Source organism: Pseudomonas auratipiscis (assembly GCF_036324085.1).
In the GTDB taxonomy this organism is placed as follows: Bacteria; Pseudomonadota; Gammaproteobacteria; order Pseudomonadales; family Pseudomonadaceae; genus Aquipseudomonas; species Aquipseudomonas auratipiscis.
The window spans coordinates 17,807-31,556 of the sequence record NZ_JAZDCU010000006.1 but is presented as its reverse complement, the minus strand read 5'-3'; the positions used below and the strand labels follow the sequence as shown (position 1 = coordinate 31,556).

Annotated in this window: 12 protein-coding genes; 8 read left to right on the top strand and 4 right to left on the bottom strand. The window is 61.7% G+C overall.

Annotation, left to right across the window (positions count from 1 at the left end; all coding sequences use genetic code 11):
• Positions 1-354: 354 nt before the first annotated feature.
• Both V0R60_RS10140 and V0R60_RS10135 read right to left on the bottom strand, forming a co-directional pair.
• Entirely contained in the window at positions 355-483 is a 129-nt protein-coding gene (locus V0R60_RS10140; RefSeq protein WP_330079583.1) for a hypothetical protein, read from the bottom strand.
• Positions 484-501: 18 nt separating this feature from the next.
• Positions 502-1,068 (bottom strand): TetR/AcrR family transcriptional regulator, encoded by a 567-nt coding sequence (locus V0R60_RS10135; RefSeq protein ID WP_330079582.1) that lies wholly within the window; start codon positions 1,066-1,068, stop codon positions 502-504.
• A gap of 177 nt (positions 1,069-1,245) precedes the next feature.
• Here V0R60_RS10135 and V0R60_RS10130 point away from each other — a divergent pair, with 177 nt between their 5' ends.
• From V0R60_RS10130 to V0R60_RS10100, 7 genes are all read left to right on the top strand, one after another.
• Complete coding sequence (locus V0R60_RS10130; protein ID WP_330079581.1) at positions 1,246-3,039, top strand: ABC transporter ATP-binding protein; 1,794 nt, start codon at positions 1,246-1,248, stop codon at positions 3,037-3,039.
• Positions 3,033-4,790, top strand: coding sequence for an ABC transporter ATP-binding protein (locus V0R60_RS10125; protein ID WP_330079580.1), 1,758 nt, complete (start codon positions 3,033-3,035; stop codon positions 4,788-4,790). Before V0R60_RS10130 ends, V0R60_RS10125 begins: the two co-directional genes overlap by 7 nt.
• Positions 4,790-5,731, top strand: coding sequence for an ABC transporter permease (locus V0R60_RS10120; protein WP_330079579.1), 942 nt, complete (start codon positions 4,790-4,792; stop codon positions 5,729-5,731). Before V0R60_RS10125 ends, V0R60_RS10120 begins: the two co-directional genes overlap by 1 nt.
• Positions 5,728-6,669, top strand: coding sequence for an iron chelate uptake ABC transporter family permease subunit (locus V0R60_RS10115; RefSeq protein WP_330079578.1), 942 nt, complete (start codon positions 5,728-5,730; stop codon positions 6,667-6,669). Before V0R60_RS10120 ends, V0R60_RS10115 begins: the two co-directional genes overlap by 4 nt.
• Positions 6,666-7,442 carry an iron ABC transporter ATP-binding protein gene (locus V0R60_RS10110; protein WP_330079577.1) on the top strand — a complete coding sequence of 259 codons (777 nt, stop codon included), beginning with the start codon at positions 6,666-6,668 and terminating at the stop codon, positions 7,440-7,442. Before V0R60_RS10115 ends, V0R60_RS10110 begins: the two co-directional genes overlap by 4 nt.
• Positions 7,439-8,428, top strand: coding sequence for a siderophore ABC transporter substrate-binding protein (locus tag V0R60_RS10105; protein WP_330079576.1), 990 nt, complete (start codon positions 7,439-7,441; stop codon positions 8,426-8,428). The genes V0R60_RS10110 and V0R60_RS10105 overlap by 4 nt, the downstream gene beginning before the upstream one ends.
• Before the next feature lie 101 nt (positions 8,429-8,529).
• Complete coding sequence (locus V0R60_RS10100; RefSeq protein ID WP_330079575.1) at positions 8,530-10,755, top strand: TonB-dependent receptor; 2,226 nt, start codon at positions 8,530-8,532, stop codon at positions 10,753-10,755.
• Positions 10,756-10,871: 116 nt separating this feature from the next.
• Here V0R60_RS10100 and V0R60_RS10095 read toward each other — a convergent pair whose 3' ends face one another.
• Entirely contained in the window at positions 10,872-11,597 is a 726-nt protein-coding gene (locus tag V0R60_RS10095) for a tellurite resistance TerB family protein (RefSeq protein WP_330079574.1), read from the bottom strand.
• Positions 11,598-11,701: 104 nt separating this feature from the next.
• On the bottom strand, positions 11,702-11,878 hold the full coding sequence (locus V0R60_RS10090; RefSeq protein ID WP_330079573.1) for a hypothetical protein: 177 nt from the start codon (positions 11,876-11,878) through the stop codon (positions 11,702-11,704).
• A gap of 270 nt (positions 11,879-12,148) precedes the next feature.
• On the opposite strand from V0R60_RS10090, the gene V0R60_RS10085 reads away from it, so the two are divergent.
• A complete protein-coding gene (locus V0R60_RS10085; RefSeq protein ID WP_330079572.1) occupies positions 12,149-13,561 on the top strand; it encodes a purine-cytosine permease family protein in 1,413 nt (470 codons plus the stop codon).
• The last annotated feature ends 189 nt before the right edge of the window (positions 13,562-13,750 follow it).

The window sequence follows — 13,750 nt, the reverse complement described above, 5'->3', positions numbered from 1 at the left end:
AACTGCACGTGATCACTGAAGCTCGCATCCAACTGGTGCACCCCTGAGTTGATTGATCAAATCGTCTCGAATCCTATTTTCCTGAAAAACCGAGGCTGAAAGCCTTTGAAAAAAGCCCGAAAAATCAATAGTGGCCAGTCCGCATAAAGATGAAAAATGAAGTGCTCCTTCAGTTTTCACGAGGTTTGAGACTTTTCTCAAAAATCTGTGACTGATCGCACCAATAAGCGCCCGTAATGAAAAAAGCCGCCTACGCCGCAACGGCAAGGGTGGCTTTTTTCATATCGCGTTTTGCATCCGAACACACGGCACGCGCTCCTAAAGCCAAGCTTCAGAACCTATCCGCTTCAGAGCTTAAATTTCACCCCGGATTGAGTTCGAAAGCGCGTCTTCATCTCCATCCAGGCCGACCTGCATCACAACAATCAAGGTCGCAGGATTCACGCCTGACCGCTCAGCAAATTCTTCCATTTTTTCGATCATCGGGGTGAAAATCCGGTTTCAGGCTTCCAGCTTCGCACTCAACTCTTTCCCTGCGCCCAAAATCACCAAAACCCCTACAATCAGCGCCTTCATCCCCCCCTCCAACTCAACCTCCATCTCCGACTCCTCGCCAACACGATCCGCTTCCAACACCGGCTCGCGCCCCGACACCGTGTAAACCGTATCCGCCACCGCAAACCCGTGAAACGCCACAGTCGACAGCACCCACCGCGCCTGCTCCAGGCTCAGGCCATACGTCTGGGCGATATGCGCTTGATGGTCGTTGATCTTACCGATCATCGCTTCCGTCGATGCCAACCTGCGGATCACGTACGGCGTCAGCCCCGGATGGGCCTTGACGAACGCCTGCACCGACGCGGCAAAACGGGTCAGGTAGGCATGCAAATCTTCAGCGGCGTCGCCTACTGCCTGCGGAATTTCCCAGCGCTGGAAGATTTCCTCGGCCACCAGGCACTTCAGCGCTTCAATATTCGGCACGTGCTTGTAAAGCGCCATATGGCTCACGCCCAACGCCGCGGCCACGCCCACGAAGGTCAGGCCCGGCAAGCCGATGGCGATGCTCACGTCCGCAATCCGTTCTCGGGTGATGGTGCGCGGACGACCACGTCCAGGCGTTCGTTCTGATGGCTGCATCGGTTACTCCAGCGTTCTGAAGACAGTCTTGTAGCTGTCTTGTCGGGTTTTCGCAAATTAGTTTATAGTGATGCAACTAATTAATTTGCAACTGCCCAGGCCCGCTTCATGTCCGATTCGTCTTCGCCCCTCCAAGATCCCGCCCCTGCCAACAGCAAAACGCGTAGCCCGCTCAGCCGTGTGCTCAGGCCTATCCGCGGGCGGCTGGCCGTCTCGGCGTTGCTTGCGGCAGTCGGGTCGATGCTGACCCTGGTCCCCCTCGCAGGTATCGCCCATATCGCAAGCCTGGCGCTGAGCGCTGCCGGCACGCCAGGCGCGATCAGCTGGGCCGTGGCGCTCAGCGTCGTCAGCCTGTTGGTGGGCATGCTGCTGATCACCGCCGGCGAACTGCTGGCACATCAGGCCGACAACCACATCACCCACCAGCTGCGCGTGGCCATCGGCCAACGCCTGATGCAGGTGCCGCTCGGCTGGTTCAGCGAGCGCACCTCGAGCGAGGTGAAACGGGCAATGCAGGACGATATCGGCACCCTGCACAGCCTGACCGCACATTTCTTCACCACCCTCGGCCGCGCCTCGGGTGCCGTGCTGATTTCCGTGGTTTACCTGGTTGCCATGGACTGGCGCCTGGCGCTGCTGGCCCTGCTGCCCTTCCCCGCGTTTTTCCTGTTCCTGCATCGGGCGATCAAGGCCAGCGCCGCGCACATGGGCGAGGTGGCCGGCGGCATGGCGCGCATCGACAATGCCGTGGTGGAGTTCATCAACGGCATGCCGCTGGTGAAAGCCTTCGGCGATCACGGCAACGCGCAAGACCGCTACCGCGCAGCCGTGGATGACTTCGCCCGGATCTTCACCGACTTTACCCGCCCGCTGGTGGCGTCGATGGCCAAGGCCAACGCACTGATCGCGCCGGTGACGGTGCTCGGCCTGGTGCTGCTGGCCGGTACGCTGTTCGTGGCCCTGGGCTGGGCCGAGCCGCTGCAGATTCTGCCCTTCGCCCTGGTCACGCCGGGCCTGTGTGCACCTTTGCAGTTGCTGCACTACATCACCCACGACCTGCACAACGCCGTCGGCGCAGCCCAGCGCGTACAGACACTGCTGGATACACCAGTGCTGCCGGTCCCGGCCAAGGCCCAACTGCCCACTGGCAACGAGGTGCGCGTGGAGCAGCTCAGCCACGCCTATGCCCCGGGCCACAACGTGCTCAGTGATGTCAGCTTCACCTTGGCGCCGGGTACCACCACGGCCATCGTCGGCCCGTCCGGCGCTGGCAAGTCGACCCTTGCGCGCCTGCTGCTGCGTTTCTTCGACCCCACTGCCGGGCGCATTACCCTGGGCGGTATCGACCTGCGCAATATCGAGCCACGCGAGCTGTACCAGCGCATCGGTTTCGTACTGCAGGAGGTGCGCCTGATCCACGCCAGCGTGGCCGAGAACATCGCCTTGGGCCGGCCGACCGCAACCCGCGAACAGATCGAGGCGGCAGCGCGTCTGGCCAACATCCATCACCGTCTTGTACAGCTGCCCCGCGGTTATGACTCGGTGATCGGTGAGGACGCGCAGCTGTCCGGCGGCGAACAGCAACGCCTGAGCATCGCCCGCGCCGTGTTGCTCGCCCCCCCCATTCTGATTCTAGACGAGGCCACCGCTGCCGCCGACGCGCAAAGCGAGGCGGCCATCCAGGACGCCCTGTCGCGCTTCGCCGCCGGACGCACCCTGCTGGTTATCGCGCACCGCCTGGACACGGTGATGCATGCCGAACAGATCCTGGTGATCGACGAAGGCATGCTGTGCGAACAGGGCCGGCACACCGAACTGCTCGCCCGTCGGGGAGTGTATGCCCGGCTATGGACGCAGGGCCGTTACCAGGACACCGTGAAAAAGGCGCTGCCAACATGCTGAGTACCCTCCTTCGACTGCTGGGCGACAGCGCTCCGGCGTTACGCCGCTACCTGCTGATGACTGTGCTCTACGGGGTGTTCAGTGGCGTGACGATCAGCGTGCTGGTGCCGATCATGCTGCACCTGCTCAGCGGCGACCTGCGCCGCGCCGCTGTCTGGCTGGCGCTGCTGGCAGCCGGTATGACCCTATGCTGGGTATGGCGACGTCGGATGGAACAGACCGGCATCGCCCTGGCCGTTGCCGTGTTGCAAGGCGGCCGCCAGCGCCTCGGCGCACACGTCGCGCAACTGCCGCTGGGCTGGTTCAACGCCGACAACACGGCGCGCCTCGGGCATGCGATCACTCAGGGCACGATGGCCATTGCCCAGTTGCCGGCCCATGTGCTCACCCCGCTGATCAGTGGCAGCGTGACGCCGCTGGTACTGGTGCTGGTGCTGATCACCCTGCACGGGCCACTGGGCTTGGTTGCCCTGCTGGCACTACCGGTCCTGGTGGTCGTGTTGCGACTCAGCTCGCGCCTGGGGCGCAGCGCCGATCTGGCCTTTCACCAGCACTTCGCCGAAGCCAGCCAGCGCATGCTCGAATTCGCCCAGGCCCAGTCGGTGCTGCGTGCGTTCAATGGCGCCGGCGGTGGCACGCGCCTGCTGGAGCAGAGCCTGGAGCGTCAGCAACGCAGCGGCATGGGCCTGATCGTTCGCGCATCGTTGTCGGCATTGCTCAATAGCTGGGCGGTGCAGGCGACGTTCTCGGCATTGCTAGTGGTCGCCGGTCTGTGGTTCGCCAGCCATGCCGACGCCCAGTCGCAGGAAGTGCTTGCGCTGATCGTGGCGCTGGTGGTGGCCTGCCGTTTTATCGACCCGCTGCAGGACGTGGCCAGCCACGTGGAAATCCTCCGTGGTGCGCAGGATCAGCTTGAGGAAATCGAGCGCATCCTGGCCGCCACGCCGTTGGCCCAACCGACGTCACCGCAAGCGCCAGAAGATGGCGCCATTGAGTTGCGCGGGGTGACCTTGCGCTACCACGACGACGGCCCCGATGTACTGCATGAGGTTGACCTGCATATCCCGGCCGGCAGCATGACGGCGATCATTGGCCCGTCGGGCTCGGGCAAGACGTCCCTGATGCGGCTGATTGCGCGGTTCTTCGATACGAGCCAAGGCAGTGTGCGGATCGGCGGCGTGGATGTGCGGCAGATCGACCGCGCCAACTTGACTGCGACGGTCAGCCAGGTGCTGCAGGATACCTGGCTGTTCCAGGGCAGCATCGCCGACAACATTCGCATCGGCAAACCCGATGCCAGTGATGCCGAGGTACTACAGGCAGCCCACATGGCCGGGGTGACGCCTCTCATCGAACGCTTACCGCAGGGCCTCGACACACCGACGGGCGAAGGCGGCGCCCGGCTCTCGGGCGGTGAACGCCAGCGGGTAAGCATTGCCCGCGCACTGATCAGGCAAGCGCCGGTGCTGCTGGTGGACGAAGCCACCGCAGCGCTCGACGCCGAGAACCAGGCACTGATCGCCCAGACGCTGCACAGCCTGCGTGGGCGCTGCACCCAGGTGGTCATCGCTCACCAGCTCAGCACGGTAGCCATGGCCGACCACATCGTGGTGCTCGAAGCCGGACGGGTCGTCGAGCAGGGCTCCCCGGCCGAGCTGCGCACCCGCGACGGGCGCTACGCGCACTTCCTCGACGAGCGTCGTGCCGCCGATGGCTGGCGCATTGCGTCAGCGCGAGTGGACCACGACTGATGCGCTGGCCCTGGTTCATCCTGTTCTTTCTGTTGTGCACGGCTTCCCTGGCAGTGGGCGCCCGTGAGCTGGCATGGTCCCAGCTCTGGACCTGGCACGGCGACACCTGGCTGACCCTGACTGCCAGCCGCCTGCCACGGCTGGCCGCGCTGATTCTAGTCGGCATTGGCCTGACGGTGTGCGGGGTGATCCTGCAGCAGATCGTGCGCAACCGCTTCGTCGAACCCGGTACCACCGGCGGGTTGGATGCCGCCCGCCTGGGCATCCTGGTGTCGCTGGGCGTGGCCCCTGCGGCCGGCGCGCTACCGCGGATGCTGTTTGCCCTGGCGTTCTGTTTTGCCGCCAGCCTGGTATTCGTCGCGATCATCCGCCGGATTCGCGCCCGCAATGCGGTGCTGGTGCCGGTGATCGGCCTGATGTACGGCGGCGTGCTCAGCGCGCTGGCCGAGTTCTATGCCTACCGCTTCAATCTGCTGCAAAGCATGCAGGGCTGGTTGCTGGGCGATTTTTCCAAGGTGGTGCAGGGCCGTTACGAGATCCTCTACCTGATCCTGCCGATCGTGTTGCTCACCTACCTCTATGCGCAGCGCTTCACTGTACTGGCCATGGGCGAAGGCATGGCCACCAGCCTCGGCCTGAACTACACCGCCAACGTGGCGCTGGGCCTGATGCTGGTGGCCGTGACGGTGGCGGCAAGTGTGATCGCCGTTGGCGCGATCCCCTTTGTCGGCCTGGTGGTGCCCAACCTGATCGCACTGCGCCATGGCGACAACCTGCGCCGCACCCTGCCGCTGGTGGCACTGGGTGGTGCGACGTTGCTGCTGGCCTGCGACCTGATCGGGCGGCTGCTGATCTACCCGTTCGAAGTGCCCATCGGCCTGACCGCAGGCGGCCTGGGCGGCATGATTTTCCTCGGGCTGATCGTCTGGAGGCAACGATGAGAAGCCATCGCCTGGTGTGGGCAGCGGTCGTTGCCCTGGCCCTGCTGTTCCTGTTCGCCAACGCGGGGCTGGACTTCGACTATGTGATCCCCAAGCGCCTGGCGCGGCTCGCGGCCATGGTGATCGGCGGCGTGTGCGTAGCTTGCTCGGCCATCGCTTTCCAGACCCTCACCGGCAACCGCATCCTCACCCCGGCGATCATGGGTTACGAGGCCGTTTACCTGCTGCTGCAGGCATTGCTGGTGCTAGCCATGGGCGTGCAGGGGCTGCTGATGTTCGGCAATGACGGTAATTTCCTGCTCTCGGTGCTGCTGATGCTGGGCTACTCATGGGCCCTGCACCGTTGGCTGTTCCACGACGGCAAAAGCAACGTGTTCTTCCTGCTACTGGTCGGACTGGTGCTGAGCCTGGTCATGGCCACCCTCACCCAGTTTGTCCAGCTCAAGGTGAACCCTGGCGAATTCTCGATGCTGCTGGGCTACACCCAGACCTCGTTCAACCGCACTTCGCCACAGTTGCTGGTGTATGCAGCGGTGCTGGTGACCGCGTTGTGCGCGGTGCTGGCCAAGGCGGTGCCGGAGCTGGATGTGCTGGCACTGGGGCGTGACCAGGCGGTGTCGCTGGGCGTGGACTACCGACGCACCGTGCGCCTGCAACTGGCGGTGATCGCGGCCCTGGTGGCGGTATCGACCGCCCTGCTCGGACCGACCGCGTTCATGGGCGTGTTCGTCGCCAACATCACCTATGCCGTGGCCGGCACCTTCCGCCACCGGGTCACGTTGATGCTGGGTAGCGCCGTGGCCATTGCCGTGTTCATTGCCGCGCAACTGCTGGTCGAGCATGTCTTCAACTACAGAACCACCGTCGGCATTCTCGTGAACCTGGTGTGTGGCACCTATTTCCTCACCTTGATGGTACGTAACCGGGGAGCCGCATGATTAGCGTCCACAACCTGCATAAAACCTACGGCAGCAAGGCGGTACTGAGCCGGGTGACCGTGAGTTTCCCGCGCCAGCGGCTGACCTCGCTGATCGGCCCCAACGGCGCCGGAAAAACCACCTTGCTGATGCTGCTGGCGCGTCTACTGGAGCCCGACAGCGGCGACATCCGCCTGGACGGGCGCAGCATCGCCAGCATGGCCATCGGCGACTACGCCCGGCGCGTGGCCACCCTGCGCCAGTCGGTCGAGTTCAACCTGCGCCTGACCGTCGACGAGCTGGTGGCGTTCGGGCGCTTCCCTTACAGCCGTGGCGCGCTCACCCGTGAGGACCGCCAGGCGATAGACGAAGCCATCGGTTTCCTGGCGCTGGAGCCCCTGCGCCATCGCTACCTCGATGAGCTCAGCGGCGGCCAGCGGCAGATGGCGTTTCTGGCCATGACCGTCGCCCAGCAGACCGACTACCTGCTGCTGGATGAGCCGCTGAACAACCTGGACATGGGCCATGCGGTGCAGATCATGCGCGCCCTGCGCCGGCTCTGCGACGAGTTCGGGCGCACGGTGATTCTGGTGGTGCACGACATCAACTTCGCCGCCAGCTATTCCGACTGCATCGTCGCCATGAAAGACGGCCAGGTGCATTGCACCGGCAGCGTGGAGGCGGTGGTCACTGAACAACAACTGCACACGCTGTACGGGCTGGAGTTCGAAATCACCCAGAGCGCGCGCGGCCGCTTATGCAACTATTTCAACCCACCTGGAGAACAGCGATGAAGCGTAATCCCCCGTCCGGCAACTGGTCGCTGGCGTTGCTACTGGGCGCCTGCCTGGCCCTGCACGGCTGCAACGAGCCTTCGGCCGCCACCCCGGCAGCGGAAAAAGCCGCCAGCCAAGGCGACTATCGACCGGTCACCCTACAACACAAGCTGGGCACCACTGTGATCAACCAGCTGCCACAGCGCGCTATTGCCCTGGACATGAACGAAGTCGACTTCCTCGACCAACTGGGCGTGGCGGTGGCGGGCATGCCCAAGGATTTTGTTCCGCACTTTCTGGCGCGCTACCGGACGGCTGCACAAGTCGCGGATGTCGGCTCGATCGTGCAACCCAACCTGGAGCGGGTCCATGCCGCTCGCCCGGACCTGATCCTGATCACCTCGCTGCAAGCCAACCACTATGCCGAACTGAGCGAAATGGCGCCGACGCTGCACTTCGATGTGGATTACCGCGACAGCGAAACCGGGCACGTCGAGGTGGTCAAGCAGCACCTGGCCAGTCTCGGGCAGGTGTTCGGCAAACAGGCGCTGGCCCAGCAGAAGACTGCCGAGCTGGAGGCGAAGCTGGCGCAGGTGCGCAGCATTACCCGCGACCGCCCGGAGCGGGCCATGGTGGTGCTGCACAACAACGGCGCGTTCAGCGCGTTCGGCAGGCAGTCCCGTTACGGCTTTATCTTCAACGACCTGGGCGTCAAGCCGGCCACCACCACCCTCGATACCGGCCTGCATGGCCAGCCGATTTCCAGCGAGTTCATCCAGCAGGCCAACCCCGACATCCTGTTCGTGGTGGACCGCACGGCAGTGATGGAACACCGGCCGCTGATGACGGCAGACACCCTTGGCAACCCGCTGCTGCGCCAGACCAATGCCTGGAAGCACGGCCGCGTGGTGTTCGTCGACCCCGAGGCCTGGTATGTCACCGCCGCCAGCCCGACCTCGCTGGCATTGATCGCCGATGACGTGATCAGGGGGTATCGGGACTAAGCACTGTCGGCGTTGTGTCCGCATCGTCGCGTCTATTGATGATTCTCATTTGCCTTACGTCTTCGTTTTTAATTTAAATTTGATGCTAATGGAGCTGTAACGTGTCCAACCGTCCCTTGTTTGCTCAACCTTCCCCTGCCCTCGCGTTACCTTCACTACAACGCACCCCGCTAGCCCACGCCGTACTGGTCGGGCTAGCCCTGGGCAGTTGCGCGTTACTGTCGACTTCGGCCCGTGCCGACAGCCAGGCCACTGTCGAGGAAGCCCCGGTAGCCGAACTGCCCGCAACGCTAATCGATGCCCAGGCTACCGCTGTCGACCCGCTCCCCCCTGCCTATGCCGGTGGCCAGGTGGCCACGGGCGGGCGCGTCGGGCTGCTGGGCAACAAAGACTTCATGGAGACGCCATTCAGCACCATCAGCTACACCGATACCTATATCCAGGACCTGCAGGCCAGGGACATCACCGACGTCATCGCCGCCACCGATCCTTCGGTATTCAGCAACGGCCTCACCGGCACCTTCAGCGAGAACTACTCGATCCGCGGCTTCCAGACCAACATCAGCGACATGACTGTCGATGGCTTGTTCGGCATGGCCCCCTACAACCGCGCCTCACCGGAAATGTACGAGCACATCGAAGTGCTGAAAGGCCCGTCTGCCCTACTTAACGGCATGCCGCCCGGAGGCTCGGTGGGGGGTATCGTCAATCTCATTCCCAAGCGCGCTGCGGACACCCCGCTCACGCGCCTCACCGCCACCTATGCCTCGGACGCCCAGTTCGGTGGTCATGTCGACGTGGGCAGGCGCTTCGGTGAAGGCAATCAATTCGGCGTACGTTTCAACGGCATGTACCGCGACGGCGACACCGCCATCGATGGTCAGGGTCAGCGTAACGTGCTGTCCTCGCTGGCCCTCGACTGGCGCGGCGAGCGCGGCAAGCTGTCGCTCGACCTGTTCGACAGCGACGACCATGTCCGCGGCCAGAACCGCGGCATGGGCCTGAAAGACGGACTAGCGGTACCCAAACCACCCAAGAACGAAACGTTGCTCAACCCCGACTGGGCGTACGTTCAAACCAAGGACAAGGGCGTCATCCTGCGGGGCGAATATGAACTGAACGATCGGCTGCTGGCCTATGGCGCAATCGGTACCAGCAAGACCGACTACCAGTACAGCGGAGCAATGATCGCCACCGTGATCAATGACGCCGGCGACTTCACCACCTCGATGGGCCAACTGAAAACGCAGTTGCACAAGACTTCTGCCGAGGCCGGGCTGCGCGGGTACTTCGATACCTTCGGCATCAATCACCAATGGTCGGTGAACGCTACCCAGTACACCGAGACGAAAAAGGACTTCGGTCGCCGCTCGGCCGGCGCGCCGTGGACGACCAACATCTACCATCCGGTGTGGGGTCCGAAGGCACCGGAAGCTTTTCCGCCGATCGCCCACACGGAAGACGACCTGAAAAGCTACGGCATCGCCGATACCCTGTCGGTGCTGGACGAGCGGGTGCAACTGACCCTCGGCGTACGCCGCCAGGAAGTGGTCACCGACACCTTCAATGTCAAGACCGGCGCCCGCAACAAGCCCGGCTACGACACCCACGCGACCACACCCGCTGGCGCGATTCTGTTCAAGCTGACCGACGAGCTGTCGCTGTATGCCAACTACATCGAAGGCTTGAGCAAAGGCACCGCCGCGCCGATCACTGCCGCCAACTTCGGCGAGGTGTTTGCCCCCTACAAAACCAAGCAGAAGGAAATTGGCCTGAAGCTCGACCTGGGCACCTTCAGCCACGCCCTCGCGTTGTACGAAATCAAGCGCCCAAGCAGCTACACCGACCCGGCAACCGATGTATTCTCATTCGGTGGCGAGCAACGTAACCGGGGGGTGGAGTGGACCTTCTTCGGTGCCCCGCTTGCCGAGGTGCGCCTGATGGGGGGTGTGGCCTACGTCGATCCCGAGCTGACCAAGACCATGGGCGGCGAAAACGACGGCAAGACCGCCACGGCGTACCCTAAGCTGCAAGGCAAGCTGGGCATGGAATGGGATATCCCCCGCCTGCACGGCCTGACCTTGACCGGCAATGTCACCTCGCAATCCAAGCAGTACATCAGTGCCGACAACAGCCTGTCGATTCCGGGTTACACCCTGTTCGACGTCGGTGCGCGCTTCACCACTCAGGTCGCCAGCAAACCGGTCACCTTACGCGCCAACATCGCCAACCTGGGCGACAAGGATTACTGGGGCGTACCGCTGACCCAATCCCTGGGATTGGGGGCGCCGCGTACCTATGAGCTGTCGGCAACCGTCGACTTCTAGCCTTGGCGCGTCCCTGACCAGGGAAACATAGCAAGAGATGTCGTTTCCAAAGCCACCTCGGCAATGCATGCTGCGGTGGCTTTTTTTGATCGAATTAGCCCTTGAAACGCGGCCTTTCAGGCACTGCCCTTGGCCTGTTGCTCCAGGTGCAGCTGCAATTGCGGGTCGATCTGTAGCGCGCCGGCCAGTTCGTCCAGGTAGGCTCGCTCCGCTTCCTGCTGGTCATCCACCAGCATCACGCTGGCCAGGTACATTTCCGCGGCCATGGCCGGGTCCTGGGCCGACTGGGCGACCTCGGCAGCATCGAGTGGCTTGCTGACTTCAACATCCAACCATTGCTGCAATTGCGGGTCGCTGGTATGGCGTTTGATTTCTGCGTAGATCAAATGTTCTTCCTGTTTGTCGATACGACCGTCAGCCTTGGCCGCAGCAATCAGCGCGCGCAGGATCGCATGGCTGTGGTCTTCGGCTTCTGGGCCGGATAATTGATCGACCGTGCGCACCATCTGTTGCGGGGCTGTCGCCTGGCTGCGCTGCCAGCTTTGATAGGCCTGGAAGGCCATCATGCCCAACGACGCCAGGGCCGCGTAATTGGTACCACCCCCGGAGCGCCCCTGACTATAGCCGCCTGCATTGTTACTGGCGCTACTGCCACCCAAAAGACCGCCGAGCAAACCACCGAGACCACCACCGCCAGCGCCTCCGCCGCCGCCGAGCAAACCACCCAGCAAACCGCCCAGGCCGCCCAACGGGTCTTGCGACGACATGCCGCCGCCCCCTTGTTGCGCCTGCGAGCCCTGCCCGGACCGGAGTAATTGTTCGAGTAGATCACTGGTGTTCATGGTACCGCCCTCCTTTGGTAGTTGTTGCCCAGACAACAAACGATAGCCCCCTCAAGACAACCCACCATGACCGTCTGGCCGACGGCCGAGCAGGCTCAGCCCGTTTATAGCCGCCCAGAATCATTGTCGCGTGGCACCATCGTGACGTAGCCGATTTCGCCGGCGTTATGATCTACGGGCTCGAGATCGATCTGGACCAAGTCGGCCTTGTGATTTTCATAGCCAGCGCAGCCCATCATCACAACAGCGACAGCCGAAGCCAGCCGGCCCATGCGCGTCATGGTCTTTCATGATTGCTCACTTGCAGAAGTAAGTACCCAGTATAGACCTGCCCCCGGTCAGCCTGCCTACCGCACGACAACAACATAGTTAACCAAAACCGAAAGCCGGATTAATCAGTTCAGGGTATCTATTCGCTTCAAACTATCGCTACTCTAGCCGCGCACAAAAAAACAACAAAACCCAATTAAAGCACCCTCGCACTACATCCCTGCCCATCTCTTGCGACCCACAACAATTACGAGGACAACAATGTCCCGTGGAGATAGCAAATGCCCAACGCCCGTATTGATTCAACGCCGCCGTCCTTGCTCGAAACACGCACTATCGACCATATACCCGAATCGGAAAGGCACGGCAGCCTCTTCAGCCAGTTCACCTTGTGGTTAGGCTGTAATTTACAGATTACTGCTTTGCTCACCGGTTCCCTCGCTGTTGTATTAGGCGGTGATGTATTTTGGTCATTGATTGGTTTATTGGTCGGGCAAATATTTGGTGGGGCGGTGATGGCCCTGCATGCTGCACAAGGACCGAAACTGGGGCTTCCGCAAATGATCTCCAGCCGTGTGCAGTTTGGTGTATACGGCGCAACTATCCCTATTATTCTAGTGGCCCTGATGTATTTGGGCTTTAACGCGACTGGAGCGATTCTATCCGGGCAGGCTGTTTCCCAATTGGCCGGGGTCAGCAACAGCAGCGGTATTCTGATCTTTGCCGGGCTGACAATGCTGATGACCATCATGGGCTATCGCTTCATTCACATCGCCGGCCGTGCCGCGAGTGTCGTTGGCGTTATTGCGTTCTGCTATCTCTTTGCCCGGCTGACCCTCACCAATGATATCGGCCAGTTGCTAGCGATTCGTCATTTCGACTGGGGTAGCTTTCTCCTCGCCGTGTCGCTCGCCGCGTCCTGGCAGATTGCCTATGGCCCCTATGTGGCGGACTATTCGCGCTACCTGCCAAGCAAGACCTCCTCGATCAAGACCATTCTCGCCGTTGGGCTTGGTTCGGTTATCGGGGCGCAGATCTCGATGGTACTCGGGGTGTTCGCCGCGGCTCTGGCAGGCGCGAACTTCGCCGGCCATGAAGTCTCTGTGATCGTCGGGCTGGGAAGCACCGGAGCGGCCGCCGCCCTGATCTATTTCAGCATCGCTTTCGGCAAACTCACGATCTCGACCCTGAACGCCTACGGCAGCTTCATGTGCGCCGCTACGGTAATTAGTGGCTTTCGTGGACACGTTGCAGTCAGCCAACGTCAGCGCATTGTTTTCGTATTGTGCATTGTCGGCGCATCGACCGCTGTGGCGCTGCTAGGTGAGGACTCTTTCATCGGGGTTTTCAAATCATTCATATTGTTCTTGCTGGCATTCTTCACGCCCTGGAGCGCTATCAATCTTGTCGATTTCTACTTCGTCAACAAAGAGCAATATAACTTGAACGCCCTGTTCGATCCCAACGGCCAATATGGCCGGTGGAATACCGTCGGGATCAGCACTTACATAATTGGCATCCTGATTCAAATGCCCTTTATTTCAACCAGCCTCTACACCGGCGCACTGGTAGAAAAAATGAACGGTGTCGATATCTCGTGGATTATCGGCTTGATAATACCCGGACTTATGTATTATTTCCTGGCTAAAAAATCCATTGCTCCCGTTTCATCCTCCGTACAGCAAAGTCTGTAAACAGCATTTACTTAAACCCCGCGCAGCTCACCCCGTGCATACACTCTCGGGGTGAGCATTCACCCAGCCATCACTTATTGTTTTTGAAAAGCTGACTTTCGATGTTGGCGATTTATCAACTCGCCCGCTGTTCGTACCCTGATCCTGGAAAATTCAAAAACAATAACAAGGTTCTTATCCATGCCCTCA